The organism is Catellatospora sp. NPDC049133 (genome assembly GCF_040648455.1).
Lineage (GTDB): Bacteria > Actinomycetota > Actinomycetes > Mycobacteriales > Micromonosporaceae > Catellatospora > Catellatospora aurea.
This window is the reverse complement of sequence record NZ_JBEZDT010000018.1, coordinates 15,944-41,131: the sequence shown is the minus strand read 5'-3', so window position 1 is coordinate 41,131 and position 25,188 is coordinate 15,944. Positions and strand designations below refer to the sequence as shown.

At 73.1% G+C, this 25,188-nt stretch carries 24 protein-coding genes; 11 read left to right on the top strand and 13 right to left on the bottom strand.

Translation table 11 applies throughout. From position 1 onward, the window contains the following. Positions 1 to 89 precede the first annotated feature (89 nt). A complete protein-coding gene (locus AB0B35_RS21145; protein WP_361048001.1) occupies positions 90 to 473 on the bottom strand; it encodes a VOC family protein in 384 nt (127 codons plus the stop codon). Continuing rightward, a complete protein-coding gene (locus AB0B35_RS21140) occupies positions 470 to 1,288 on the bottom strand; it encodes a helix-turn-helix domain-containing protein (protein ID WP_361047998.1) in 819 nt (272 codons plus the stop codon). Before AB0B35_RS21140 ends, AB0B35_RS21145 begins: the two co-directional genes overlap by 4 nt. A gap of 424 nt (positions 1,289 to 1,712) precedes the next feature. Here AB0B35_RS21140 and AB0B35_RS21135 point away from each other — a divergent pair, with 424 nt between their 5' ends. Continuing rightward, positions 1,713 to 2,159, top strand: a complete 447-nt coding sequence (locus AB0B35_RS21135; RefSeq protein WP_361047995.1) for a hypothetical protein — start codon at positions 1,713 to 1,715, stop codon at positions 2,157 to 2,159. A 49-nt stretch (positions 2,160 to 2,208) separates the two neighbouring features. Here the strand turns inward: AB0B35_RS21135 and AB0B35_RS21130 are convergent, their stop codons facing one another. Together AB0B35_RS21130 and AB0B35_RS21125 are read right to left on the bottom strand one after the other, a co-directional pair. Then, positions 2,209 to 4,530 (bottom strand): choice-of-anchor P family protein, encoded by a 2,322-nt coding sequence (locus tag AB0B35_RS21130; protein ID WP_361047992.1) that lies wholly within the window; start codon positions 4,528 to 4,530, stop codon positions 2,209 to 2,211. A gap of 129 nt (positions 4,531 to 4,659) precedes the next feature. Continuing rightward, a complete protein-coding gene (locus AB0B35_RS21125) occupies positions 4,660 to 5,070 on the bottom strand; it encodes a hypothetical protein (protein WP_361047989.1) in 411 nt (136 codons plus the stop codon). Between the two features lie 49 nt (positions 5,071 to 5,119). Between AB0B35_RS21125 and AB0B35_RS21120 the strand changes: the two genes are divergently transcribed. Then, positions 5,120 to 5,542, top strand: coding sequence for a hypothetical protein (locus tag AB0B35_RS21120; RefSeq protein WP_361047987.1), 423 nt, complete (start codon positions 5,120 to 5,122; stop codon positions 5,540 to 5,542). A 61-nt stretch (positions 5,543 to 5,603) separates the two neighbouring features. Here AB0B35_RS21120 and AB0B35_RS21115 read toward each other — a convergent pair whose 3' ends face one another. The 3 genes from AB0B35_RS21115 to AB0B35_RS21105 form a co-directional block, all read right to left on the bottom strand. Then, positions 5,604 to 7,982 carry a Tex family protein gene (locus AB0B35_RS21115; RefSeq protein WP_361047984.1) on the bottom strand — a complete coding sequence of 793 codons (2,379 nt, stop codon included), beginning with the start codon at positions 7,980 to 7,982 and terminating at the stop codon, positions 5,604 to 5,606. Positions 7,983 to 8,053: 71 nt separating this feature from the next. Continuing rightward, positions 8,054 to 8,878 (bottom strand): alpha/beta hydrolase, encoded by an 825-nt coding sequence (locus AB0B35_RS21110; protein WP_361047981.1) that lies wholly within the window; start codon positions 8,876 to 8,878, stop codon positions 8,054 to 8,056. Positions 8,879 to 8,962: 84 nt separating this feature from the next. Then, on the bottom strand, positions 8,963 to 10,174 hold the full coding sequence (locus AB0B35_RS21105; RefSeq protein ID WP_361047978.1) for an MFS transporter: 1,212 nt from the start codon (positions 10,172 to 10,174) through the stop codon (positions 8,963 to 8,965). A 179-nt stretch (positions 10,175 to 10,353) separates the two neighbouring features. On the opposite strand from AB0B35_RS21105, the gene AB0B35_RS21100 reads away from it, so the two are divergent. Next, positions 10,354 to 11,868, top strand: coding sequence for a multicopper oxidase domain-containing protein (locus AB0B35_RS21100; RefSeq protein ID WP_361047975.1), 1,515 nt, complete (start codon positions 10,354 to 10,356; stop codon positions 11,866 to 11,868). A 45-nt stretch (positions 11,869 to 11,913) separates the two neighbouring features. On the opposite strand, the gene AB0B35_RS21095 is transcribed toward AB0B35_RS21100, so the two are convergent. After that, positions 11,914 to 12,435 (bottom strand): hypothetical protein, encoded by a 522-nt coding sequence (locus AB0B35_RS21095; RefSeq protein ID WP_361047972.1) that lies wholly within the window; start codon positions 12,433 to 12,435, stop codon positions 11,914 to 11,916. Positions 12,436 to 12,564: 129 nt separating this feature from the next. Next, positions 12,565 to 13,656 carry a winged helix DNA-binding domain-containing protein gene (locus tag AB0B35_RS21090; RefSeq protein WP_361047969.1) on the bottom strand — a complete coding sequence of 364 codons (1,092 nt, stop codon included), beginning with the start codon at positions 13,654 to 13,656 and terminating at the stop codon, positions 12,565 to 12,567. Between the two features lie 63 nt (positions 13,657 to 13,719). Between AB0B35_RS21090 and AB0B35_RS21085 the strand changes: the two genes are divergently transcribed. The 7 genes from AB0B35_RS21085 (at position 13,720) to AB0B35_RS21055 (ending at position 21,011) form a co-directional block, all read left to right on the top strand. Next, positions 13,720 to 14,883 (top strand): amidase family protein, encoded by a 1,164-nt coding sequence (locus tag AB0B35_RS21085; protein WP_360524214.1) that lies wholly within the window; start codon positions 13,720 to 13,722, stop codon positions 14,881 to 14,883. Beyond that, positions 14,880 to 15,620: an EcsC family protein gene (locus AB0B35_RS21080; protein ID WP_361047966.1), complete on the top strand. Its 741-nt coding sequence runs from the start codon at positions 14,880 to 14,882 to the stop codon at positions 15,618 to 15,620. Before AB0B35_RS21085 ends, AB0B35_RS21080 begins: the two co-directional genes overlap by 4 nt. 17 nt (positions 15,621 to 15,637) lie before the next feature. Then, positions 15,638 to 16,783: a substrate-binding domain-containing protein gene (locus AB0B35_RS21075; RefSeq protein WP_361047964.1), complete on the top strand. Its 1,146-nt coding sequence runs from the start codon at positions 15,638 to 15,640 to the stop codon at positions 16,781 to 16,783. A 210-nt stretch (positions 16,784 to 16,993) separates the two neighbouring features. Beyond that, positions 16,994 to 18,343, top strand: a complete 1,350-nt coding sequence (locus AB0B35_RS21070; protein ID WP_361047961.1) for a PHB depolymerase family esterase — start codon at positions 16,994 to 16,996, stop codon at positions 18,341 to 18,343. Positions 18,344 to 18,417: 74 nt separating this feature from the next. Then, positions 18,418 to 18,777: a divalent-cation tolerance protein CutA gene (gene cutA, locus AB0B35_RS21065; RefSeq protein ID WP_361047958.1), complete on the top strand. Its 360-nt coding sequence runs from the start codon at positions 18,418 to 18,420 to the stop codon at positions 18,775 to 18,777. Between the two features lie 146 nt (positions 18,778 to 18,923). Beyond that, on the top strand, positions 18,924 to 19,412 hold the full coding sequence (locus tag AB0B35_RS21060; RefSeq protein WP_361047956.1) for a hypothetical protein: 489 nt from the start codon (positions 18,924 to 18,926) through the stop codon (positions 19,410 to 19,412). A gap of 48 nt (positions 19,413 to 19,460) precedes the next feature. Then, the gene (locus AB0B35_RS21055; protein ID WP_361047954.1) at positions 19,461 to 21,011 is read left to right on the top strand and encodes an MFS transporter; all 1,551 of its coding nucleotides are present in this window, start codon (positions 19,461 to 19,463) and stop codon (positions 21,009 to 21,011) included. Positions 21,012 to 21,014: 3 nt separating this feature from the next. Here the strand turns inward: AB0B35_RS21055 and AB0B35_RS21050 are convergent, their stop codons facing one another. The 3 genes from AB0B35_RS21050 to AB0B35_RS21040 all read right to left on the bottom strand — a co-directional run bounded on the left by AB0B35_RS21050 (position 21,015) and on the right by AB0B35_RS21040 (position 23,218). Further along, complete coding sequence (locus AB0B35_RS21050; RefSeq protein WP_361047951.1) at positions 21,015 to 22,151, bottom strand: sporulation protein; 1,137 nt, start codon at positions 22,149 to 22,151, stop codon at positions 21,015 to 21,017. Positions 22,152 to 22,267: 116 nt separating this feature from the next. Continuing rightward, positions 22,268 to 22,906, bottom strand: coding sequence for a flavin reductase family protein (locus AB0B35_RS21045; RefSeq protein WP_361047948.1), 639 nt, complete (start codon positions 22,904 to 22,906; stop codon positions 22,268 to 22,270). A 105-nt stretch (positions 22,907 to 23,011) separates the two neighbouring features. Further along, positions 23,012 to 23,218 carry a DUF2277 family protein gene (locus AB0B35_RS21040; protein ID WP_361047945.1) on the bottom strand — a complete coding sequence of 69 codons (207 nt, stop codon included), beginning with the start codon at positions 23,216 to 23,218 and terminating at the stop codon, positions 23,012 to 23,014. Positions 23,219 to 23,252: 34 nt separating this feature from the next. Here AB0B35_RS21040 and AB0B35_RS21035 point away from each other — a divergent pair, with 34 nt between their 5' ends. Beyond that, positions 23,253 to 24,158 carry a hypothetical protein gene (locus AB0B35_RS21035; protein WP_361047942.1) on the top strand — a complete coding sequence of 302 codons (906 nt, stop codon included), beginning with the start codon at positions 23,253 to 23,255 and terminating at the stop codon, positions 24,156 to 24,158. Positions 24,159 to 24,179: 21 nt separating this feature from the next. Here AB0B35_RS21035 and AB0B35_RS21030 read toward each other — a convergent pair whose 3' ends face one another. Continuing rightward, positions 24,180 to 25,145, bottom strand: a complete 966-nt coding sequence (locus AB0B35_RS21030) for a helix-turn-helix domain-containing protein (protein ID WP_361047939.1) — start codon at positions 25,143 to 25,145, stop codon at positions 24,180 to 24,182. Positions 25,146 to 25,188: the final 43 nt, after the last annotated feature.

The following is a 25,188-nucleotide window of genomic DNA, read 5'->3' as shown; positions in this document are numbered from 1 at the left end:
TCAGCCCGGGGACCACGATTCGCGCGCGACGCGTCCGGGCAGCCGATCCCCGCCTCCCGTGGGCGGGGATCGGCTGCCCGGAGCGGGGCTCACGCGCCCGAGTAGGTGCCGAAGCTCCAGATGACGCCCTGCGGGTCGCGGACGCTGAAACCACGGGAGCCGTAGTCCTCGTCGCGCAGCTCGCGCAGCACGGTCGCGCCGGCGGCCAGGGCCCGCGCGAACAGCGCGTCCGGCTGGTCGGTGACCAGGTAGACCAGGCCCTGGCCGGCGGGGATGTCGTGCACGTTGTCCGGGCGCGGGCTGCCGAGCATGATCCCGCCGCCGGGCGGCCAGCGCAGCTCCGCGTGTTCGACGGTCTGCCCGTCGCCGTGCACGGCGGTGGCCTTGAACCCGAACGCCTCCTCCAGGAACGCGATGGCGGCGGGCGCGTCGGTATAGGTCAGGCAGGGCCAGACCATGGCGTTGTCACTCATACGACCAGCGTGGCCGCCTCGACGTGCTCCTGGCTTGGATGAATGGGAAGTTCCTCCGCCTGCGCCCAGTGCGACGGCGCGACGCCCGCGAACTCGCGCCACTCGCGGGCGAGATGGGCCTGGTCGTAGTACCCGCATGCGGTGGCGATCTCGGCCAGCGCCGGCCGGTGGGCGTCCCGGACCAGCCGGGTCGAGCGCCCGAAACGGACGATGCGCAGGGCATCCTTGGGCCCGACGCCGTACTCGGCGGCGAAACGGGCGCACAGGTGCCGTCTGCTCCAGCCCGTTTCGGCGGCGAGGTCGCCGACGCGCAGCGCGCCACCGGAGCGCAGGATGCGCCGCCAGGCGTAGGACAGCTCGGGCGCGGGTTCGACCGGGTCGAGGCGGCGGGTGAGCGCCGCGTCCAGCAGGGCGAACCGCTGCGGCCACGACACCGTACGCAGCCGGTCGGTCAGCGGTTCGAGCGACAGCGGAGCGACGGCCGCCGCGAGCGCCGCAGCGGGCATGCCGAACAGGGCGCGAGCGCCCGCGGGGGTGAGCGCCAGTTGCACCCCGAACTGGGTGCCGTCGTGGTGGATGAACGCAGGGGCCATGGTCAGGCCGCTGGCGAGGGCGGCGTATCCGCTCGGCGCGTGGCCCGGGGTCAGCGAGACCAGGGTCGGCTCCTCGAAGCTGATCACCACGGTCAGGTCGGGTGAGGGCAGGCCGAGGTGCACCCCGGGGGCGAAGCCGCGGTAGTGGTAGCCGAGGTACTGGTGCACGTAGGGCCGCAGGTGCGGCGCCGGGACGCCGTCGACGTGCTCCGCGATGGTCATATCGTTGCCATTTTCCCATGGCGGAGACCGTCTGTCGTGGGTCGCCGGGCGCACCCACATGTGGTCCTCAGCGCCGCAACGCCGCGATCACCGGTGCGAAGGCCTCCAGGTAGGGGTCGTGCACGGTCAGATAGCTGAAGCCGTAACGCTCGCGCTGCCGCAGCTGGGCGGGCATCTCCTCGATCGTGCCGCGCGACCAGCACCGGGAACGGGGCGGGTGCGCCCAGGCGGTCGGCGGCGAACATCGTGTCGTAGCCGAGCCGTTCGGCCGGCCGGCAGCGCCGCACGAAGGCCTCGCCCGAGGGCACCGCGAACACGTTCGACGAGAACCGGAACTCACGCATACGGTGACCCTGCCGGGTCGCGAGGCGACACGCCAGCGCACCCCCCGTGGCACTTGCGGCCGTCGCGCACAGTGAGCGCCATGACGTCTCTGCCCCCTGTCGCGCCGCAGCCGAAGAGCCCGGTACGCAAGATCCTGATCATCGTCGCGATCGTCCTCGTGCTCTGCTGCGGCGGTGCCGCCGTCGCCGGCTACTTCGCGTACCGGGGCATCGACGCGGCGACCGCACCCGCGAGGGACGCCACCAAGGCGTACGCCGACGACCTGGTCGCCGGTGACTTCGCGGGCGCGTATGCGCAGCTGTGCCATCGCACGCGGGAGCTGACCACCGAGCAGCGGTACATCGCGGAGCAGAGCGCCCGGCCCCGGATCAAGGACTACTCGGTGACCGGGGTCAGCGTGGAGCGACACAACTCGACCGTGAGCGGCGTCGTCACCCTGAAGCTGACCAGGGCGGACGACGGATCGACGTACTCGCTGGGCGTGCCGCTGCTCAAGGAGGACGGGCAGTGGCGGGTGTGCATGTAGCCGTGCCGCAGGGCGACCGGGCCGCGTGGGCCCGGCCGCCCGTCGCGGGTCAGCGGCAGTGGTGGATGTCGCTGGTGGCCGAGGCGAGCACGATGTCGGCGCTGACGCCCAGCGTCGGCGGGACGACGATGTGCACGCCGTTGACCGTCAGCCCGCCGTCGACGGGCACCTGCTCGTTGAACACGATCTTCGCGCCGGGCACGCCCGGGATCGCGACCGTGCTGTTCGGACCAGTCGTCGCGGTGACCGCGACGCCGCCGATCAGCAGCTGTCCGACGATGACCGTGCCGATGGACCCGGCGCAGTCCGTGACGGACGTGGTGCGCACGTCGCGCAACGCGATCGCGGGCAGGCCGGGCAGGCCCAACTCCGCCGAGCCGACGGTCGCGGCGGCGGTCGAGCCGCCGGAAGCGGTGCGCGTGGTGACGTTCGCGCACAGTGCCGCCGCCCGCAGGACCAGCACGTTCACCGTGGCCGTGCACGGCGTGGCGGTGGTCGACGGGTCGGCGGTCCGTATCGCGCCGGTGTCCGGTGCGGCGGGCGGCGACGCCGCGCCGACCAGGACCTTGAGCTTGCCGGAGACGCCGTACGCCCGGCCGGTCTCGTGCTGCAGGCCCACCGTCGTGGTGGCCCGGCTCGGCTCGTAGAAGGCGCTGCCGAGGTAGGCGGCCGACACGGGCAGCCTGCCGTCGGCGGCCAGCGGCTGGGCCACGTCGGTGATCACGCAGGTGGCGGTGCCGGTCGCGTCGGTGTCGGCGGTGCAGGACTGCGCCGACGGGCCGCTGCCCAGCGTCAACGTCACCGGGGCACCCGCGACGGACGTGCCGTCACCGGGCAGCGGCGGGGCCGAGCCCTCGGTGAGCCGGGCGGCCAGCCGCGCGGGCTCGTCGTTGGCGACGTTCACGTCGCCGGTGTACGCGAGCCGGGTCTGCTCCCTGGTCACCGTGAAGGTCGTGGTCGCCGCGCCGGGCAGGTGCACGTCGTCCCCGGCGTAGGCGGCCGTCGCCGGGTACGGGCCGGGCGTCTCCTGCGGCACCACCGTGCAGCTCGCGACGCCGTCGCCGCCGGTGACCGCGTCGCAGGACTCGGTCGCGTTCAGAGCCAGGGTGACCGGCTCACCGGACAGTGCCGCACCGGTGTCGGTCAGGGTCAGCTTCGCCGCGAGGGTCACCGGGTCGTGGTAGTCGCCGGTGACGTCGCCGGTCCAGGTCAGCGTGGTCGGCTTGCGCTTGACCTCGTACGAGGCGGACACGTTCGACGTGTGGCGGACGGCGTCCCCGGCGTACGAGGCGTTCAGCGCGCGGGTGGTCGCGGGAGCCTGCGGAGTGACCGTGCACGCCGCCTCGCCGGCCGGGTCGGTGACCGCGCTGCAGCCTGGCGTGCCGGCCAGCGCGAACTGGACCGTCGCACCCGGGATCGGCGCCCCGCCGGCGGTGTACGTGAGCCGGGCGCGCAGGTTGGCCGGCGCGCCCACCGGGCCCGAGGTCGCGCCGAGGTAGCTCAGGGTCGTGTCGCGTACCTGGTAGGAGATGGTGACCGAGGCGTCGTCGCCGGTCTCGGCGACGCTGACGTTGCTCGTGGCGGCCGTGGCGTGGCTCGCGCCGGAGCCGCCGTTGCCGCCGTCGAACCCGGCGATCAGCGGGACCGGGGGAGCGCCGCCGGATGAGCCGCCGCCACCGCCGTACCAGCCGCCGCCCCCACCGCCGCCGCCTCCGCCGCTGGTGCCGGGCGCGAGAGCGCCGACGCCGCCGACCGCCCCCGCGCCGGGGAAGCCGACCAGCCCGAGCGGCCCGAACGGCAGCCCGCCGTTGCCGGGGCCGCCCGCGGTGCCGTCGCCGCCGTCGCCGGACGGAGCGCAGCTCGCGGCGAAGCAACCGCCGCCCCCGCCGCCCCCGCCACCGGCGACGACCAGCCGCGATCCGGCCGAGTCGCACGCGCTGCCGAGCGAGCAGGTGCGGATATCCGAAGCGCCGCCGCCCGCGCCGCCGTTGAACGGCGCGCCCGCCCCGGCCTCGCCGCCCCCGCCGAAGCCGGGGAATCCGCCGTCGCCGCCGTCACCGCCGCGCTCGCCGACCTCGACCCACAGCTTGCCGACACCGGCCGGGATCGCCAGGTCGGCCTCGACCCGCGCGCCGGGGCGGCCGTCCTCGCCGCTGCCGTCGCCGCCCCCGCCGCGTGCGCCGATCACGACGACGTGCACGTTCGTCACGCCCGCGGGGACGTTCCAGACCTGCTCACCACCGGTGGCGGTGTACGTCGCCGTCACGTGGTGATCGGCCCAGGCGGGCGACCCGCCCGAGATCACCCCGCCGAACGCCGCGGCCACGCCCACCAGCGCCGCCAGCCCCGCCCTGCTCGCCCGTCCGCGCACGCGGATCCTCCTCGATAGACCAAACTCGACCGTTCAACGAGGTGATCGAGGCGGCTGAGGTATCGGCAAGCCGACACCGGGGCAGACTGCGTCACTGTTCGGGGCGGGTCGGCGTGGCCCGGCCGGGCGCTACCGGCGGGTGTGGACGAAGCTGCGGCGGCCGTCCGCCTCGGTGAGGTCGAACCACTGCGGCACGTCGGTCACCCGCGCCAGCCGCGCGTGCGCCTCGGCGTCCGGCATCGCCTCGGGAACGGCGACATGGCTGAGGACGACATCCTCGATGTGCGCGCGGAACCGGTACGCGAACTCCTCCTGACCGGCGTACGTCAGCGCGATGCGCCCGGTCCAGTCGATCGTGTGGCCGCCGGTCTCCTGCTTGGTGAAGACGATGTCGTGGTCGGCGACGGAGTCGTGGCCCAGCAGGTAGACGTGGAACGCGGGCGGCGCGTCGAGGTCCTCGATCGGCAGCGGGTCGGCGGTCAGCCGCTGCGGGCGCGCGTCGTAGAGCCGGAACGGGCTGCCCGGGGTCGCCGCCGGCACACCGGTCGCCTCCTCCCACCTGGTCGAGGAAAGCGTGCAGGCGTGGTAGTTGAGCCACGCGTCGGGGTGGCTGAAGTCGTCGGTGCTGGAGCGGCTGCTGGCCGACCGGCGGCTGCCACCGGGGGCGCGCGGCGAGCTGGGCCTGGTGCTCGGACGGATGCTGCGCCAGCAGGGGGAGGCCTCGCGCGGGTACGTCGAGATCGAGCGCGCGCTGCCGTACCTGCGTACGCCGCGGCGGCGCGCGCAGGCGCTCGCGGTGCTGGCGGCACCGGACACCGTGGTCGGCCGGCACGTCGACTACCACCTGACCCGGTGCGCGGAGGCCGAGGCCGCGGCGCGGGAGAGCGGCTCGTCCTCGAGTGAGCGGGGCTGCCGGTGGCCGCATGCCATGACAGCCATCCGACCCGCCCACCTGACTCACCGACACCGGCCTATCTGGTCGACTATTTCGAGATCGAAATCGACCAGATAGGCCAGTGCCTACCGAGGGCGGGGTGTCGCGCGCCGGGAGGTGGTCAGCGCGACAGGTTCGCTCAGCGGAGCTTGTCGAGCCCGGCGCGGCGCAGGGCGTCGGCCATGGCGCTGTTGCCGACCGGCTCGCTGCGCTGCTGGCGGGGCTGCCCGCCGCGCTGACCGCCACCGGAGCCGCCGCCGCGCTGGCCGCCGCCACGCTGGCCACGGTCGCCGCCACCGCCACCGCCGCCCTGGCGCGCGGAGCCGGCGGGGGCCGCCTCGTCCTCCAGGCGAAGGGTCAGCGAGATGCGCTTGCGCGGGATGTCGACGTCCAGCACCTTGACCTTGACCACGTCGCCGGACTTGACCACCTCGCGCGGGTCGCTGACGAAGGTCCGCGACATCGCCGACACGTGGACCAGGCCGTCCTGGTGCACGCCGATGTCGACGAACGCGCCGAACGCGGCCACGTTGGTGACGACGCCCTCCAGCAGCATGCCGGGCTGCAGGTCGCCGATCTTCTCGACACCGTCCTTGAAGGACGCGGTCTTGAAGGCGGGACGCGGGTCGCGGCCGGGCTTCTCCAGCTCCTTGATGATGTCGGTGACGGTCGGCAGGCCGAACGTGTCGTCGGCGTACTCCGCGGGCTTGAGGGTGCGCAGCAGCGAGCCGTTGCCGATCAGCTTGGGCATCTCGATGCCGTTGTTCTTCAGGATGCGCTGCACCACCGGGTAGGCCTCCGGGTGCACGCTGGAGGCGTCGAGCGGGTTGTCGCCGTTGGGGATGCGCAGGAAGCCCGCGCACTGCTCGAACGCCTTCGGGCCCAGCCGCGCGACCTCCTTGAGCGCGGTACGCGAGCGGAACGGGCCGTTGGCGTCGCGGTGCAGCACGATGTTCTCGGCCAGGCCGGTGCTGATGCCGGAGACCCGGGCCAGCAGCGGCGCGGAGGCGGTGTTCACGTCGACGCCGACGCCGTTCACGCAGTCCTCGACCACCGCGTCCAGCGAGCGCGACAGCTTCACCTCGGACAGGTCGTGCTGGTACTGCCCGACGCCGATGGACTTCGGGTCGATCTTCACCAGTTCGGCGAGCGGGTCCTGCAGACGGCGGGCGATGGAGACCGCGCCGCGGATCGACACGTCGAGGCTGGGCAGCTCCTGCGAGGCGTACGCCGAGGCCGAGTACACCGACGCGCCCGCCTCGGAGACGACGATCTTCGTCAGGTTCAGCTGCGGCGCGAGCTTGATCAGGTCGACGGCGAGCTTGTCGGTCTCCCGCGACGCGGTGCCGTTGCCGATCGCGATCAGCTCGACGTTGTGCGCCTGCGCCAGCTTGGCGAGCGTGGCCAGGGACTCGTTCCAGCGGTTGTGCGGCACGTGCGGGTAGATGGTGTCGTGGGCGACGACCTTGCCGGTGGCGTCGACGACGGCGACCTTCACGCCGGTGCGGTAGCCGGGGTCCAGGCCCATCGTGGCGCGGGTGCCGGCCGGGGCGGCCAGCAGCAGGTCGCGCAGGTTCATCGCGAAGACCCGGACGGCCTCCTCCTCGGCGGCGGCCCAGAGCCGGGTGCGCAGGTCCAGGCCCAGGTGCACCAGGATGCGGGTGCGCCAGGCCCAGCGCACGGTGTCGCCCAGCCACTTGTCGGCCGGGCGGCCGCGGTCGCTGATGCCGAACGCGGCGGCGATGCGCTGCTCGAAGATGCTCGGCCCGGCGGGCGCGCCCTCGGCGGCGGGCTCGTCCGGCTCCATGACCAGGTCGAGCACCTCCTCCTTCTCCCCGCGGAACATGGCCAGGATGCGGTGGCTGGGCAGCTTGGCGTACGGCTCGGAGAAGTCGAAGTAGTCGGAGAACTTCGCGCCGTCCTCGGCCTTGCCGTCGCGCATCTTCGACACGATGCGCCCGCGGGTCCACATCTGCTCGCGCAGCGCGCCGATCAGGTCGGCGTTCTCGCCGAAGCGCTCGACCAGGATCGCCCGCGCGCCCTCCAGCGCGGCGGCCGGGTCGGCGACGCCCTTGTCGGCGTCGACGAAGCCCGCGGCGGCGGTCTGCGGGTCGTGCGACGGGTCGCCGAGCAGCAGGTCGGCCAGCGGCTCCAGGCCGGCCTCGCGCGCGATCATCGCCTTGGTGCGGCGCTTGGGCTTGTACGGCAGGTAGATGTCCTCCAGCCGCGCCTTCGAGTCCGCCCCGTTGATCAGCGCTTCGAGGGCGTCGTCGAGCTTGCCCTGCGAGCGGATCGACTCCAGGATCGTCGAGCGGCGCTCCTCCAGCTCACGCAGGTAGCGCAGCCGCTCCTCGAGGGTGCGCAGCTGGGCGTCGTCCAGCTCGCCGGTGACCTCCTTGCGGTACCGGGCGATGAACGGGACGGTCGACCCGCCGTCGAGCAGCTCGACCGCCGCGTTCACCTGGTTCTGCCGTACGCCGAGTTCCTCGGCAATGCGCTGCGCAATGGACGTCGTCACGGTGAGACATTCTGCCCGCACCCCGCCGTCCTGGCACGCAGGGGGCGGGGTGGGAGCGGTGCGGTGTCAGCTCACGCGCTCGCGGTCAGGGGTGCGGTGAGGAAGTCGGCGATGGGGTCGACGAGCCGGGGCGGGGCGATGGCGATGGCGTCGTGGCGGGCCCCGGGGACGACCATCGTGCGGGCGCGGGCGATGACCCGGGCCAGCTTCGCGTGGTGCTCCTCGAAGTAGCCGGGCGCGCTGGCGCCGCACGCGAGCAGCACGTCGGCGGTCACCCCGGCGTACGCGTCGGCGGAGCCTCCGTGGGCCTGCACCTGCCGGATCTCGAACATGGTCATCGGCAGCAGGTCGCCCATCCTGCGGCCGATCGGGGTGCGCAGGAACACGCGGCAGATCGCGGTGCGCACGCTCAGCGGCCACCGCGACACTGCGGAGTGGGTGTTGACCCCGGCTGCCACGATCGCGACGGCACGGGCGGTCCTGCCCGCGCCCAGCGCCTCGTCCAGGGCGTCGAGGTATGCCCCGTCCGGCGTGCCGTCGATGTACAACGCCGCGTCGTAGAGGGCGAGCCGCTCGATCGGCAGGCGCAGCGCGGCCCGCAGGGCGACGAATCCGCCGTAGCTGTGCCCGATGACGTTGCGTGCTCCGGTGTGCTCCAGCACCGCGCCGAGGTCGTCGATCTCGTGCTCCACGGAGTACGGCTCGCGCCGGGCGGGGGCGTCGAGCCGCCCGCGCCGGTTGTAGGCGTGCACGGTGAACCGGTCGGACAGCCGGGCGATCAGCCGCCGGTACTCCTCGATGGTGACTCCGCCGCCGTGCACCAGCACGACGCCCGGCCCGGTGCCGGTCGAATGCAGGGCGATCGTCGCGCCGTCGGGCGCCGTGACGTGTTGCATGGCCGCTCCCTTCCCTAAAACAGCGAACGCTGTTCGCAGTTTAGCGGTGTGCGGCGTGCGGGCGCATCCGGGTTGTCGTTCGGCTCAGCCCGCCGACGAGGGCACCGTGGCCGGGAAGCCCTCCCGCCGCCCGTACGCCACGCCGCACACTCCGGCGCAGGTCAGCAGCGCGGCGACCAGCGGCAGCGCGCCCGGCCCCCAGCCGGCGAGCACCAGGCCGCCGACCAGCGCGCCGCCGCCGATGCCGACGTTGAACGCGGAGGCGTTCAACGCGGCGGCGGTGTCGGCGGCACCCGCCGGGGCGGCCCGCAGGATCGCCGCCTGCACCAGCGTGGCCAGCGCGTTGAGCGCCATGCCCGCGACGGCCGCCGCGGCCACGGCCAGCGCGGGGGAGTGGCCGGACATGCTCAGCACGATCAGTGCCGCGGTCAGCGTGACGGTGCCCGCCAGCATCGCGAACCGGGGCCGCTTGTCCACCAGCAGCCCGGCGGCGAGCAGGCCGACCGCGCCCGCCGCGCCGTAACCGAGCAGCGCCGGGCTCAGCGCCGCCTCGCTCAGGCCCGTGGACTGCAGGAACGGCGAGATGTAGGTGTAGAAGCCGAAGTAGCCCAGCATGGTCACCGCGGTGGTGACCACGACGATCGCGACCGACGGCGTACGCAGCACCCGCAGCAGGCTCATGCCCTGACCCGACAGCTCGCCGGGGTAGTCGGGCAACAGCCGCCAGCCGACGAAGGCCAGCAACAGCGCGATCCCGGCGAGCACGGCGAAGGTGGCCCGCCAGCCGACGGCGACGCCGAGCGCGGTGCCGGCGGGCACGCCGACCAGGATCGCGACGGTGCCGCCGGTGAACACCAGGGTCACCGCGCGGCCGACCCGGTCGGGGGTGACCATGCGGGCGACGTACCCCGCGACCATGGCCCAGAACGCGCCGTGGGTCAGTCCGCCGAGCAGTCGGGCCGCTGCCGCGAGCGGGTACACCGTGCTCAACGCCATGATCACGTTGCTGGCGGCGTAGGCGACGAGCGCGCCGACCAGCAGCCCGCGACGCGGGAAGCGGGCGGTGAGCCGCCCCAGCGGTGCGGCGAACAGCGCCACCATCAGGGCGTACCCGGTGACGAGCAGGCCCACGGTCGGCTCGGACACGTCGAGGTCCCGGCTGATCGAGCTGAGCAGACCCATCGGCAGCATCTCGGTCGTCACCGACAGGAAGGTGCCCGCGGCCACCACGAGCAGGCCCGCCATCGGCCACGGTGCGCGGGTCGTGGCGGTTTCGGCGGGGGGTGTCGCGGTCATCGTTCGACGGTAAACGCTCTCACGGGAGAACCCGTCCGGGTTTACCCGGTGAACTCGAACACAAGGCCAGGGATGACCCTGGCTCTGCCCGGGTATCGCCCTCGATCCCTCGACGCGGCCGCACCCGCCCCGGCACCCTGTCTGCGCTCACAGGGACTCGGGGAAGGGAGCTGGTCAGGGTGCGCCTCAGGAGGGTGCTGGCGGTCATCGGCGTGGTGGTGCTGCTGCTGTGCACGGTCTGCGCCGGAGCCGGTGTGTGGCTGTGGAACTCGCAGGTGATCTCGACGGCCGACGAGGTCGACTTCACCCGGCCGCTGGCGGTGCCGCCGCTGGCCCCGTCGCGGATGGAGTCCGGCCGCCGGGTGTTCGATCTCAAGGCGCAGGCGGGCACCCATGACTTCGGTCACGGGCAGACCCCGACCTGGGGTTTCAACGGCGACGTGCTCGGCCCGACGCTGCGGGCGACGCGGGGCGAGCAGGTCCAGGTCAACGTGACCAACGCGCTGGACCAGACGACCACGGTGCACTGGCACGGCATGCACCTGCCCGCCGCGGCCGACGGCGGTCCGCACCATCTGGTGGGGCCGGGCAAGTCCTGGTCGCCGACGTGGAAGGTCGACCAGCCCGCGGCGACACTGTGGTACCACCCGCACCTGCACGGCGAGACCGCCAAGCACGTGTACCGGGGACTGGCCGGGCTGTTCCTGATCGACGACCCGGCGACGTCGGTGGACGCGCTGCCGCACGAGTACGGCGTCGACGACGTGCCCGTGATCGTGCAGGACAGGAAGTTCGACGGCGGTGGCAGGCTCGACGACACCCCGGGGTTCATGAGCGGGGTCGGCGTGCTCGGCGACACCGTCGCGGTCAACGGCACCGTGGGGCCCTACCTCGACGTCACCACCGAGCGGGTGCGGCTGCGCCTGCTCAACGGGTCCAATGCCCGGGTCTACGACTTCGGGTTCGCCGACGACCGCCGTTTCGCCCTGGTCGGCACGGACGGAGGGCTGCTGTCCTCGGCGTACGACACCGACCGGATCATGCTGTCGCCCGGCGAGCGCGCGGAGATCGTGGTGACGATGAAGCCCGGCGAGCGCGCAGTGCTGCGCAGCTACCCGCAGGATCTGGGCACGGGTCCGTTCGGCCGGTTCACCGGTGGCGCGGACACCCTGGACGTGCTCCAGTTGCGCGCGGCGGGCACGCTGGCGCCGCGCCCGGCCGTGCCGAGCAAGCTCGTGGAGATCCCGCGGCTGGCCCGAGCGGACGCCGTGCAGCAGCGGCCGTTCCGGCTCAGCGGGCACGCGATCAACAGCAAGCAGATGGAGATGACCCGGATCGACTTCGCGCCGGAGCGCGACAGCGTGGAGATCTGGAAAGTCGTCAACAACGACGGCGAGCCGCACAGCCTGCACGTTCACGACGTGCAGTTCCAGGTGCTCACCCGGGACGGGGCCGCGCCGCCGCCGCAGTTGTCCGGCTGGAAGGACACGATCTACCTGCCGGGTGACGTCACCTTCGAACTGATCATGAGGTTCAGCGATTTCGCGGATCCGAACACCCCGTACATGTTCCACTGCCACGTGCTCTTCCACGAGGACGCCGGGATGATGGGCCAGTTCGTGGTGGTGCCGCCGGGCGGCAAGCCCGGGGTCATCGACCACCCCTCGCACCTGGCCCACGGCGGGCACCACTGATCGCGGTGTCGCCGGCGGGAGGGGTGGCTCCCGCCGGCGACACCGTCACCGCAGGAACCAGTCGTTGGTCGTGTAGTCGGCGCGGCCGTCGGCGGCGGTGAAGTCGTTGTTGGTCCACACCCGCAGGTAGGTCAATCCGTACCAGGCCTCGGTGCGGGCCCACACGTCCACCGTCTTGTAGCTGTAGACGTACTGCGTCCTGACCCAGCCGTCGCTCTCGCGGACCGTGTTGCGCCATCCCCAGTCGCAGGCCGGGGTGCAGGCGCCCCACGGGCGGATCCGGTAGTAGCTGGTCCCGCCGGTGCAGATGCCGGTGTCCGCGTCGCAGGTGATCACGTCGTTGCACACGAACTGCAGCTGCGTACGGACGATGGACCTGGTGGCGGGGTCGATGTTGTGCCAGTCGCCCTCCATCACCGGGGTGACGCAGAGGGCCTGCGCGGGCGTCGCCGTCACGACGTTGGCGGTGACGGAAAGGCCGAGCGCGAGCAGCGTCGCCGCGAGCAGTGTCGCGACCAGCCGGGTCGGCCGGCCGCGTCGAACAGGGCTGTGCGCGTCGATGGACATCGGAACCACTCTCCCTGAGATCGATGAGCGTGAGGTCGCTCGCCGGTCACGGTAGGTGGCGGCCGAAGGCCGGACCGTTGTCTGTCAGCTACCCAGCAGCACCGGAGCAGTACGTTAGGTGACAGTGGCTCAGGTGATCAGCACCTCGTGCGACGCCGCTTCCGGGGCGGCGAAGGCCAGCAGCCGCATGCCCTCCTCGGCCACCGCCGCACGGTCGGCGGCGCTGAACGGCGTGAACGGCTCGACGGCCAGCACGGCCCGGCCGCGTTCGCGCTCGATGCGCCACATCCCGGCGACGGACCCGCCGATCAGGACGGTCGCGCGGATGATGCCGTTGATGGTGAAGATGCGTCTGCGGTGCTCGTCGGAGATGATCCGGGTGCGGTCGGCGTGCGCCAGCAGCACGCTGTCGAACTCGCCCAGCAGCCGCACCGGCGCGGGCTCGTCCGCGTCCGGCCGGGGCGCGTCGGGCAGGTCGAACAGCTCGACGCCCTGCTCGTCGCGGAACGTCAGCAGCCGCGGCCGCAGCCGCTCGACGACCTCCTTCAGCCGGGTCATCCCCGCCCAGGCCTGCACGTCGCGCACGCTCGCCGGGCCGTACGCGGCCAGGTAGCGCAGCACCATGTCCTCGGCCGACGGCTCGGCGAGCGCGGCCGACAGCCACGACTCGGCCGAGGTGTGCGCGGCCTGCCCGCTCGATCCCCACAGCCCGCGCGGCGGCACCTGCACCAGCGGCACCCGGGTGCGCACCACCGGAGCCAGCGCACCCGCCTCGTAGCCCGGAAAGCGTTCCGCCAGCAGGGCGCCGAGTTCGGCCCAGGTGAGCGGCCGCTGCTCGACCAGCTCCCGGCCGTGCGCGGCGACCGCGTCCAGGTCCAGCCCGGCCAGCTGCTTGCCGTACCCGGCGGCCAGCCCGCGCTCCATGGACGCGGCCAGCACCGGTCGCAGCGCCAGGCAGTCCTCGGCGGTGACCAGGTGGATCGTCGAGCGCATCAGCGAGATGCGGACCACCCGCCGGTCGGTGATCAGCTGCGACAGCTCGCCCGGCGCGAAGTCGTCGAGCCGGTTCCACAGCGCGACGTACGGCGGGTTCGGCGCCTGCGCCTGCAGTCCGAACAGGTGCGCGACCGCCTCGTGCACCGGGGTCCGCGCACGTCGCAGCAGCAGTTGGCGCGACAGCAGGGCGCGGTTGAGTGTTTGACGACTGAGCACGGGGGCCATAGGCATTTAAGCTACGTGGTGCGCCCGCCGGTCCGGTCGGGCGTTCGTGGTAGGAGAGTGCCGATGACCGAGCTGCCGATCCCCGGCCCGTACGTGCCCTGGGTGAACGAGATCCCGCCGCGCCCCGAAACCGGCGGTCCGCTGCACGGCGTGCGCCTGGCCGTCAAGGACCTGTTCGACGTCGCCGGCCTGCCCACCGGCGCCGGCAACCCCACCTGGCTCGCCACCCATCCACCCGCGACCCGGGACGCCGCGGCGGTGGCCGTGCTGACCGGCGCGGGCGCGCGCATCGTCGGCAAGACGCACACCGACGAGATGGCGTACAGCCTGTTCGGCACCAACGCGCACTACGGCGCACCCGACAACCCGGCCGCACCCGGGCACATCACCGGCGGCTCGTCCAACGGCACCGCCGCCGCGGTCGCGGAGGGCTCGGCCGACCTGGGGCTGGGCACCGACACCGGCGGTTCGGTGCGCATCCCCGCCGGCTGGTGCGGCCTGTACGGCCTGCGGCCAAGCCACAGCCGGGTCAGCCGGGCCGGGGTCGTGCCGCTGTGTGGCTCGTTCGACGTGCCCGGCCTGCTCACCCGTGACCTGGCGCTGCTGCGCACGGCGACCGGTGTGCTGCTGACCGGCGGCCCCGACACCACCCCGATCCGCGGGCTCGTCGCCCCGGCCGACCTGTGGGAGCTCGCCGAACCGGCGGTGCGCCAGGCGCTGCAACCGGCCCTGGAGCGGCTCGCCGCGACACTGCCCTGCGACGAGAAGCCGCTGTGGGGCTCGGCTCCCGCCCCGGACTACCGGTTCGCGTACGCGGTCCGTACCGGCTGGGAGTTCTGGCAGCGCCACGGCGAATGGGTGCGGCAGCACGACCCGGTCTTCGGCCCCGGGGTGGGCGAGCGGGTGCGCGTGGCGGCCGAACGCACCCACCCGGAACTGATCGCCGCCGACCGGGAGATCACCGCGGTCCGCACCGCGATGGCGCAGCTGCTCGACGGCGCGGTGCTGGTCATCCCGACCGCGCCCGCGCCCGCCCCGGCGCGCGGTGCCGACACCGGCCCGCTGCGCGCCCCGATCCTCGGCCTGACCGGCATCTCCAGCGTCGTCGGCCTGCCCGCGCTCAGCGTTCCCGGGGCGGCCGTCGACGGCCTGCCCGTCGGGCTGTGCCTGGTCGGCGCACCCGGCACGGAGGAGTCCCTGCTCGACCTCGCGGAGGTACTGCGATGACCGAACCGGGCGCGCTCGCGCCGACAGACGCCGACCTGGACGTCCGCGACGCCCCGCCACCGGGGCTGTGGCAGCGGATGAAGGCCGACCCCCAGTACGCCCCGGAACACCTGGCGCTGGAGGCGGTGGCCCGGATCGGACCGCAGGCCACGGCCTGGGTCGCGCGCATGCGCATGAGGTATCCGCACATGCACCCCGACGGCCTGGCGCAGCTCGCGGTCAAGCGGTTCCGGCGGCACGCCCGGTTCACCGGCGCGGTGTCGGGCTCGGTCGGCCTGCCCGGCGCGATCGCCGACCTGGCCACCCTGGCCTGGACGCAGAGCCGCCTGGTGCTGCACCTGGCCGCCGTGTACGGCGTCGACCCGACCCACCCCGACCGGGCCACCGACCTACTGGTGCTGCAGCGGGTGCACAAGGCGACCGAGGCGGCCCGGCTGGCCCTCGGCGTCGCCCAGGGCCGCGAAGGCGTCGGGGTGGCGCTGGCCAAGGGCGTCGGCACCACCGCCGGCCGGGCCCCGGTGACCCGCGCGGTGGGCCGGCTGAGCTGGAAGCTCGCGCAGATGGCCGGAATGCGGGCGGTGCGCAAGGTCGCCGCGAAGGCGATCCCGTTCGCCGCGATCGTGTTCGGCGCATGGGCGAACGCCTCGACGGTCAACGACCTCGCCTCGCGCGCGATCAACCTGTACCGGTCGCCGAGCCTGACCGCCGTGCCGCACCAGCGCCCGGCCCCGCAGTGACCACCACCGACCCGGCCGTGACAGGCCGCGACCTGCCCGAACCGCCGGCCCCGCCCGGCGGTTCCGGGTATTCCGGCGAGGCCGTGGCGGTCCCAGCCCCAGCGCGCAGGGCCAAGGAGTTCGCCCCGGCGCGCGCCGAGAAGGGCGCGCCCGCCGCGCGGCGGGGGCGGCGGCGCGGGGAGACCACGGTCGCGGTCGTCGCGCGGCTGGCCGGGGTGTCCGCGCCGACGGTGTCCAAAGTGCTCAACGGGCATCCCGGAGTGGCCGCCGAGACCCGGGCACGGGTCGAGCAGGTGCTGCGGGAGCAGGACTACCGCCGACCGGACGCGGTCACCCAGGCGCCGATGCTGGAGGTCGCGTTCCAGGCGCTGGAGAGCCACCTGGCCATCGAGATCATGCGCGGGGTCGCGCAGGTCGCGGGCGCGCGGCAGCTCGCGGTCGGGTTCACCGAGACCGCGTCGGCGCCCGGCTGGCTCGACCAGGTGCTGCGGCGGCGGCCGGTCGCGGTCATCGCGGTGTACGGCGCGGCCATGCGCCGCGAGCACGCCCGGCTCGCGGCCAGCGGCATCCCGCTGGTGGCGCTGGACCCGACCGGCGAGCCGGTGCACAGCGTGCCCTCGGTCGGCGCGGCGAACTGGAACGGCGGCCTGACCGCCACCCGCCACCTGCTGGAACTGGGCCACCGCCGGATCGCGATGATCGGGGGCCCGCCCGGCTTCCTCGCCGCCCGCGCCCGCCTCGACGGCTTCCGGGCCGCGATGGACGCCGCGGGAGTGCCCGTCGAGCCGGCGCTGCTGCGCACGGGCTCGCTGTCCTACGAGGACGGCCTGCGCCACGGCCGCGACCTGCTGGCCCTGGCCGCCCCGCCGACGGCCGTGTTCTGCTGCAACGACCTGCTGGCCCTCGGCGTGTACGAGGCGGCCCGCCGGGCCGGCCGCCGCGTGCCCGACGACCTGAGCGTGGTCGGCTTCGACGACCTGGAGTTCGCCCGCTGGAGCGGCCCGGCGCTCACCACGATCCGCCAGCCCCTGGCCGAGATGGGCGCCGCCGCCGCCGACCTGGCCCTCACCCTCGCCGCCGCCGACACCCCGCCCCGCCTGCGCATCGAACTGGCCACCGACCTCGTCATCCGCGCCAGCACCGCCCCACCCCTGCCGCGTTGATCATGAACTTATGGCACGGCTCGACGGCGAGTCGGTGCCACAAGTTCATGATCGGCGCGAGTGGCCGACGCTCGGTGAGTGCGCCGAAACTACCGGCCGGCGGCTCCGCTTGACCCGTTTCGTATCGACGCCTATGGTTCGAGCGAATGCATTCGATTACATATTGGAAACGTTTCTCAGCGGCGCTGCCCCGCCGCGGGAGGAGACACCATGCGCAAAGGAGTCAGGACACTGCTGGCGGTCGCCGCATCGGCCCTGGCCGTCGTGGGGGGACTCGTCGTCGCCTCACCACCGGCCCAGGCGGCGACGCTCACCGAGGTCACCAACTTCGGGACCAACCCCAGCAACCTGCGGATGCACCTGTACGTGCCCGACAACATCGGCACCCGGCCCGCGGTCGTGGTCGCCGTGCACTACTGCACCGGCACCGGCCCGGCCTTCTACTCGGGAACCCAGTTCGCGCAGCTCGCCGACCAGTACAAGTTCATCGTGATCTACCCGTCGGCGACGCGCAGCGGCGCGTGCTTCGACGTGTCGTCGTCGGCGTCGCTGACCCACAACGGCGGCAGCGACTCGCTCGGCATCGTGTCGATGGTGCGCTGGGTCGTCGCCAACCGCGACGGTGACGTGAACCGCGTCTACGCCACCGGCGCCTCGTCCGGCGGCATGATGACCAACGTCCTGCTGGGGGCGTACCCGGACGTCTTCAAGGCGGGCTCGTCGTTCATGGGCGTGCCGTTCGGGTGCTTCGCCACGACCGACGGCTCGATGTGGAACAGCACCTGCGCCAACGGCCAGCTGATCAAGACGGCCCAGCAGTGGGGCGACCAGGTCCGCGCGGCCTACCCCGGCTACACCGGTCCCCGGCCGCGCATGCAGCTGTTCCACGGCACCGACGACACGACGCTGCGCTACCCGAACTTCGGCGAGGCGATCAAGCAGTGGACCAACGTGCACGGCCTGAGCCAGACCCCGACGTACACCGACACCCCGCAGTCCGGCTGGACCCGCACCCGCTACGGCGGCTCGGGCACAGGCGTCGCGGTCGAGGGCGTCAGCCTCGCCGGGGTCGGCCACAACCTGCCCCTGAGCGGCCAGGCCCTGATGGCGATCCAGTTCTTCGGCCTCACCTCCGCGCCGCCGAGCCCGTCACCCAGCACCCAGCCGTCGCCGTCCCCGAGTACGCAGCCGTCGCCCAGCGCACCGCCGTCGCCGAGCGTGTCACCGAGCCCGCAGCCGCAGGGCGCGTGCCGGATCGCGTACACGGTCAACCCGTGGAACACCGGCCTGACCGCGAACATCACCATCACGAACACCGGATCGTCCACGGTCAACGGCTGGGCGCTGGCGTTCACCCTGCCCGGCGGGCAGGCGATCACCTCCGGCTGGAACGCGACCTACTCGCCGACCAGTGGTGCGGTGACCGCACGCAACCTGAGCTACAACGGCACCCTCGCCCCGGGTGCGAGCACCACGATCGGGTTCAACGCCAACCACACCGGCAACACCGGCAAACCGTCGTCGTTCACCCTGAACGGCAGCGCCTGCGCCATCGCTTGACCCGATGACCGCGGTCTCCGGTCACACCCCGACGGGGTGCGACCGGAGACCGCGGTGGCGCTACCGTGACCGGTATGACGCAGGTGCAGCCGGGCGAAGCGGAGTACGTCCAGGTCGTCACGACTCTGGACGACCGGGACGCGGCTCTGGCACTGGCCCGTTCGGCGGTCGAGGCGCGGGTCGCGGCCTGCGCCCAGCTCGGCGGCCCGATCCGCAGCGTGTACCGCTGGCAGGGCGCGATCGAGGAGGCCGAGGAGTTCCCGCTCGTCTTCAAGACCACGGCGGCCGGCTACCCGGCGCTGGAACGGCACATCCTCGACCGGCACCCCTACGACACTCCCGAGATCGTCTGCACGCCGGTGCTCACCGGCAACCCCGCCTACCTGGACTGGGTCACCGCCGAAACCGAGCGGCCCGCTCGCCGGCCCGGCTGAGCCCCGAAGGGGCGAGGATCGCCGGACCCAGAAGACTTGTCGCTGCTCCAGCGAAAAAAGTCTTCCAGATCCGCCGAGTACGGCGTGCTGCGGCGGCGCGCAACGGTGGTTCGCGCGGCGGCGCGGCAGTGGCCTATGCTCCGCCGGTGTCTCGCACCTGGCCCTCACCTGCGAACCGCCTGCTCCGGTGCGGTGCGCTGGGGCTGCTGTTCCTCGACTTCGTCAGCCGGATCGCGCACGGCTGGAACGGAGCCGACCAGAGTGCCGTCTGGCTGATCGTGCAGGGACTGGTCGTTGCCCTCGCCGTGTTGGTCGTGCGCACCGCCTGGCGCGAGACGCTGACCCTGACCGACGACGCGATCATCGTCGAGAACTTCGCCGGTCCGCGGCACGAAGTGCCGTTGGCGCAGGTGGAGCTGGCGACCGCTCAGCTCGGCGGAATCCGGCTCCGGCTCGGCGACGGGAAGCAGACGACCGCCGCCGCGGTCATGCGGGTCGTGGTCAACCCTTGGCGGCGCGCGCCGAGGCCGAGCGAAGAAGCGGCGCGACTGATCAATGAAGCCGTACGGCGTGAGCGGCTGCGGCGGTTGCTGGCCGCGGTGTGCGCGGTGCAGCAGGGGCGATCCGGGCGGTGACGGGCGAAAGCCGACTTGCGGGCATGGTTCGCCGATAGGCTCTGACCTGTGCGTACGGGTGGCGAAGGCGACGGCTATACGCCGGACCCGCGCCGCTGGCGTGCACTGAGTGTGTGCCTGGTGGGCGGGTTCATGGCGCTGCTCGACGTCAGCATCGTCAACGTCGCGCTGCCGTCGATCCGCGAGGGCCTCGACGCCTCCGACAGCGCCCTGCAGTGGGTGGTCTCCGGATACGCCCTCGCTTTCGGACTGCTGCTGGTGCCCGCCGGGCGATTCGGTGACATGAAGGGGCGGCGCAACGCGTTCGTCGCGGGAGTCGCGCTGTTCACCCTGGCCAGCGCCGCGGCCGGGCTGGCCCAGAGCGCGTTGTGGCTGGTGATCGCGCGCATCGTGCAGGGCGCCGCGGGCGGCATCATCAACCCGCAGATCAGTGGGCTCATCCAGCAGCTGTTCCGGGGGGCCGAGCGGGGCCGGGCGTTCGGCATGCTCGGCGCGACCGTCGGCATCTCCACCGCGATCGGCCCCCTGCTCGGCGGCCTGCTGATCCAGGCCGCCGGGACGGCCGAGGGATGGCGCTGGGTCTTCTACGTCAACGTTCCGGTCGGGGCGTTGGCGATCGCGCTGGCGTACCGCTTCATTCCGAAGTTCTGTGACGACCAGCGGCGCAAGGAGAGCTTCGACCCGGTCGGGGTCGTGCTGCTGGCCGCGGGTGTGGTGCTGGTGCTGCTGCCGCTGATCCAGGAGGAGGCGTGGGTCGGGCAGAGCAAGTGGCTGCTGCTGGCGGCGGGGGTGGCGGTGCTGGCCGGCTTCGTCGCCTGGGAGCGCCGGTACGCCCGCCGCGCGCGTCCCATGGTCGACCTGAACCTGTTCCGCCGCCGCTCGTACGCCCTCGGCGCGCTGCTGGGGCTGGCCTACTTCGCCGGGTTCACCGCGATCTTCTTCATCTACACCCTCTACCTGCAGCAGGGCCTGCATTACACGGCGTTGCAGGCGGGCCTGGCGACGGTGCCGTTCGCGCTCGGCTCGGCGGCGTCGGCCAGCCTCGGCGGCCCGATCGTGACACGGGTCGGCCGCACCCTGATCGCGATCGGACTTGGACTGGTGCTGATCGGGCTGGTCGGCGTGGAGATCGCCGTCGAACTGGTGCCGGGCGGCCACGACGGCTGGGCGACGGCGTTGCCGCTGCTCGTCGCCGGTATCGGCAGCGGCCTGGTCATCGCGCCGAACCAGACGCTGACGCTGGCCGAGGTGCCCGTCGCCGGAGCGGGCAGCGCGGGGGGAGTGCTGCAGACAGGCCAGCGCATCGGCGCGGCGGTGGGCATCGCCGTTGTCGGCGCGGTCTTCTTCGCCTCGATCGCGGACAGCGGCGGCGACTTCGCGCTCGGGTTCCGGCACGGCCTGTGGGTGACCATCGGCTTCGTGGTGCTGTCGCTGGTCATCGCTCTGATCGACGTGTACGCGAGCCGCCGCGCCGCCACCGGCCGCCACGCCGCTCCGGAGGGCCCGGCCGTCACCGCCGTTCCGGACCGCCCGTCACCGCCGGCCGACCAGGCACCGCACAATCGGGCCGTGACCGGCCAGGCCTTCTACGACGCCTGACGCTCAGAAGTCGCCGAAGTCGCCGAAGCCCGAGTCGAACCCGCCCGAGTCGTAGCCGCCGGGGTCGTAGCCGCCCGCCTCGTAGCCGCCGCCGGAGTCCGCGACGCCCTGGCCCTGGTCGGCGTAGGTGTCGCCAACGTCCTGGGCGTCGGCGGCTGTGGTGTCGGCGACGTCCGGGGTGAGCGCGTCGTGGATCATGTCGCCGACGATGATTCCGCCGAGGAAGCCCAGGGCGGCGCCGCCCAGTCCCGCGCCGATCATGGTGCCAGTGCCGCGGTAGCCGCCGTAGCGGTAGCCGCCGAAGCCCTGCGCGGGGTGGGCGTACGGCTTGCGGGGCTGGCCGGGCGCGGCCGGGCCGGCCTGCACCGGCGGCCGCATGAACGATCCCGGGTCCTGGTCGGGCAGCGCCGCGACCCGGTCCAGGGCGCGGCGGACCCAGCCGTCGATCAGCTCGATCCACTGGGCGGGCTGCGCGATCAGCTGCCGGAACTCCGGCTCGCCTACCCGGTGCACCTCGCCGGGTCCGGGACGTCCGGCCAGATCGGCGACCACGGTGAGCCCTTGCGGGTCGGCGGCGAAGGTGAACGCGAGCTGCGGGATGTGCGGGCCGACCGGCTGGCCCTGCGGGACCGGTGCGTAGAAGGTGATCGCCTGGGTGACCGGCGAGCCGGGGCGCAGTTCGCTGCGTACGAAGCGGCAGCCGATCGTGCCCAGCGCGTCGAGCACCGACTGCTGGATCTCGGTCGGTTCGACGCCGAGCGGGTCGAAGTCGGTCTTCGCCGAGCCCTGGGCGACGGCGACCTCGGTGCGGACTCCGACGGCGACGCCGGGCATCGGGTGCCCGTAGACGAGCGTGACCGGCACGGCGTACGGCGTGGCCAGGTGGAACCCGAGGGCGTGGCCGGTGCCGCCGGTCAGCGGCACCCGGTCGGCTACCGGGTAGCGGGCCAGTTCCGTCTGCGTGCCGCCCGCGTCGGCGACCAGCAGCAGCCACACCGAGGTGATCTCGACATCGCCCTTGGCATGCAGGCGGACCTGCCCGGAGAACGCGCCGCCCGGCCGGGTCGCCGGGGTGGACAGCACGGTGTCGACGTCGACCCCGCCGAAGCCCAGGCTGCTGAGAATGCGCCGCAGGACCATGTCCTCCATCATGCCGCCGCGCCGCTCCCAAGATCTGCGAACTTGCCAGGCACCCGTGCGTATCTTGATCGTGCTTACGCACAGGTGCCGGGCAAGACGGACGATCTTGAGGGTGGTCAGGCGGGGGTGAGCCGGCTGCCGTGGGGCATCTGCCAGCCTTCGGCCAGGCGGGAGGGGTGCACGTTGTCGCCGCCGCCGAAGAACTCGCAGAACTTCATGATCAGCGGGTCCCAGGCGACCGGATCGACGTAGCGCGTACCGGGGATGACCAGGTCCTGCTCGACGTGGGCGCGGCGGACCTCGGCTGTGAACGCGGTCGCGAACGGGTCCGGGCCGCCGATCGGGAAGGTGCCGCTGATCTCGCATTCGAGCTGGATCGGGCACTGCGCGACCCGGTCGGGCGCGACCAGTTCCGAGGCCATCGGGCTCAGCCCGGCGGCGGCGAACTTGTCGGGCACGTGCCGGTAGCCCATCGCCAACTTGCGTGGTGAAGGCGACGGCGACCCGGTGGTCAGCGCGAGCCGGTCCACGGCGTCGACCAGCGTCGACGGCACCAGGTTGAGCACGCATTCGCGCTCGCGCCGCAGGTTGGCGGCGGTCTGCGCGCTGTCGCCCAGGCCGAGCACGCAGGTGCTGCCCAGCCACCAGGCCGACGACATCGGGGCCAGGTTCGTCGTGCCGTCGGGGTTGCGGGAACTGATGATCACTACGGGGGTGCCGAAGTACAGCACCTTGAGGTCGAGGGTCTGGTGCACTGCCGCCGTCCTGATGTCGCGTCCGCGCCCCGCGGTGCCGGGGCCGCTTCCGAGCCTGCCCGGTGGTCGGCCGCCACGCTGGCGGGGAACGGACGCGGCATCGGGCTAGCGGCGCACCTGCAGGGTCGCCAGGAGTTCGGCGGTCGCGGCGGCGACGGCGGCCACCGCCTTGTCGAAGGCCTCGGCGTTGTGCGCGGCCGGGGCGCGGAAACCGGAGATCTTCCGGACGTACTGCAGCGCGGCGGCCTGCATGTCCTCCTCGGTGACGATCTCGGCGAACGGCGGGCGAAGGGTCTTGATGCTGCGGCACATGGTTGCCATTGTGCTCCGTGGGCATGATGGACGGGTGTCCGCTGCCGCGCCGATGACCGAGAGCCGACCCGCCGCCGTACGCGTGCTGGCCGTCCTGCTCGCCCTGACCGCGCTGGCCACGGCGTCGGTCGAGTGGCTGAACTGGTACTACGCCGCCGATGGCGGCTACCCCCTGTTCGTGCGCACCGGCTGGGCGCTGCTGCGCTCGCTGCTGTTCCTGGTGCTGATCTTCCATCTGTGGCGCGGGCGGCACGGGGCCGCGCCGTTCGGGTTGATCCTGGCGGTGACGACACTGTTCTCGCTGGCCCGGCTCGTGGTGCCGAAGCAGGGCGCGCCGGCGGTGCCCGGGGTCATCGGGTTCGGCGTGGTGGCGGTGCTGTGCCTGACCGTGGTGCTGCTGCTGTACCGGTCGGCGAGCGTGCGGGAGTACCTGGCCCGGCCGAAGCTGCGCTGGTGGATCAGCCGCGACGGGCTGACCCGCAAACAGATGCCCGCGCGCCCGCAGGTGCCCGGCTGGGTGCTGACCACCCGGGTCGCCGTGTTCAGTTACAGCGCCCTGATGCTCGTCGCCTGCGTGGTCGCGGTGGGGCGCCTGTTCGACGGTGACGTGACCCTGCTGCCCGTGATCGTGGGCTGGTTCGTGTTCGCGCTGATGGTCAGCTACGTGGCGCTGTTCCTGAGCATCTTCCTGGTGAAGGGCAAGCGGTGGGTCCGGCTGCAGTTGGTGCTGCTGACACTGGTGGTGCTGCTGGTGCACCTGCCGTTGTGCCGGGCGCTGCTCGGCGTGGACGGGCTGGTTCGCGATGGCGGCCCGCTGCTGGTGGCTGCCCTGCTGGCGCTGTGGGGCCTGTGGCGAGCCGGCCGCAACGGGCACTTCGTCCCTACCGACCAGCGCTCCGCCGCCCAGCCCGACCAGGCCGCCACGACAGCAACACGCTGACCTCCGCCGCTCGGGCCCGGGTCAGGCGGGGGTGCGGAAGGTGCGGCGGTAGGCGAGGGGGGCGGTGCCGACCGTGGCGCGCAGGTGCTGGCGCAGCGAGACGGCGGTGCCGAAGCCGGCCTGCTCGGCGACCTGGTCGATGGTCAGGTCGGTGCTCTCCAGCAGGTGGCGGGCGTGCTCGACGCGCTGGCTGATGAGCCAGCGGCCCGGTGACAGCCCGGTCTCCTCCCGGAACCGCCTGGTGAAGGTGCGCACGCTCATGCGCGCGTGGCGGGCGAGCTGGTCCAGGTCGAGGGGTTCGCCGAGGCGGGCCAGCACCCATTCGCGGGTCGCGGCGGTGGAGGCGTCGCCGGGGGCGGGCAGCGGCCGTTCGATGAACTGGGACTGGCCGCCGTCGCGCCACGGGGCGACGACGCAGCGGCGGGCGGCCCGGTTGGCGACCTCGCTGCCGTGGTCGCGGCGGACGACGTGCAGACACAGGTCGAGCCCGGCGGCGACGCCGGCCGAGGTGAGCACGTCGCCGTCGTCGATGAACAGCACGTCGGCGTCGAGCTCGACCTGCGGGAAGCGGACGCGGAAGTCCTCGGCGTAGGCCCAGTGGGTGGCGGCGGGGCGGTCGTCGAGCAGGCCGGCGGTGGCCAGCACGTACGCTCCGGTGCAGATGGACATGATCCGTTTGCCGGCGGCGCGGGCGGCGCGGAGCGCGGTGACGGCCTGGACCGTGGTGGGGGCGGCCAGGCGCTCGCGGTGGACGCCGGGCACGATCACGGTGTCGGCCCAGTCGAGCAGGTCGAGGCCGTAATCGGGCTGCACGGAGAAGCCGGCGCTGGCGCGGATCGGGCCGCCGTCGGGGGTGCAGATCCGGGTCTCGTACAGCCGGTGGCCGGCGCTGTCGGTGGCGCAGCCGAACACCTGGCTGGGGATGCCGAGGTCGAGGGCCATCACCCCGTCTAGGGCGAGCACGGCTATCCGGTGGCGCGCGGTCATGGCTCGATTCTTTCACATAGTGGCGTTCAGGCCACTGTTTGCG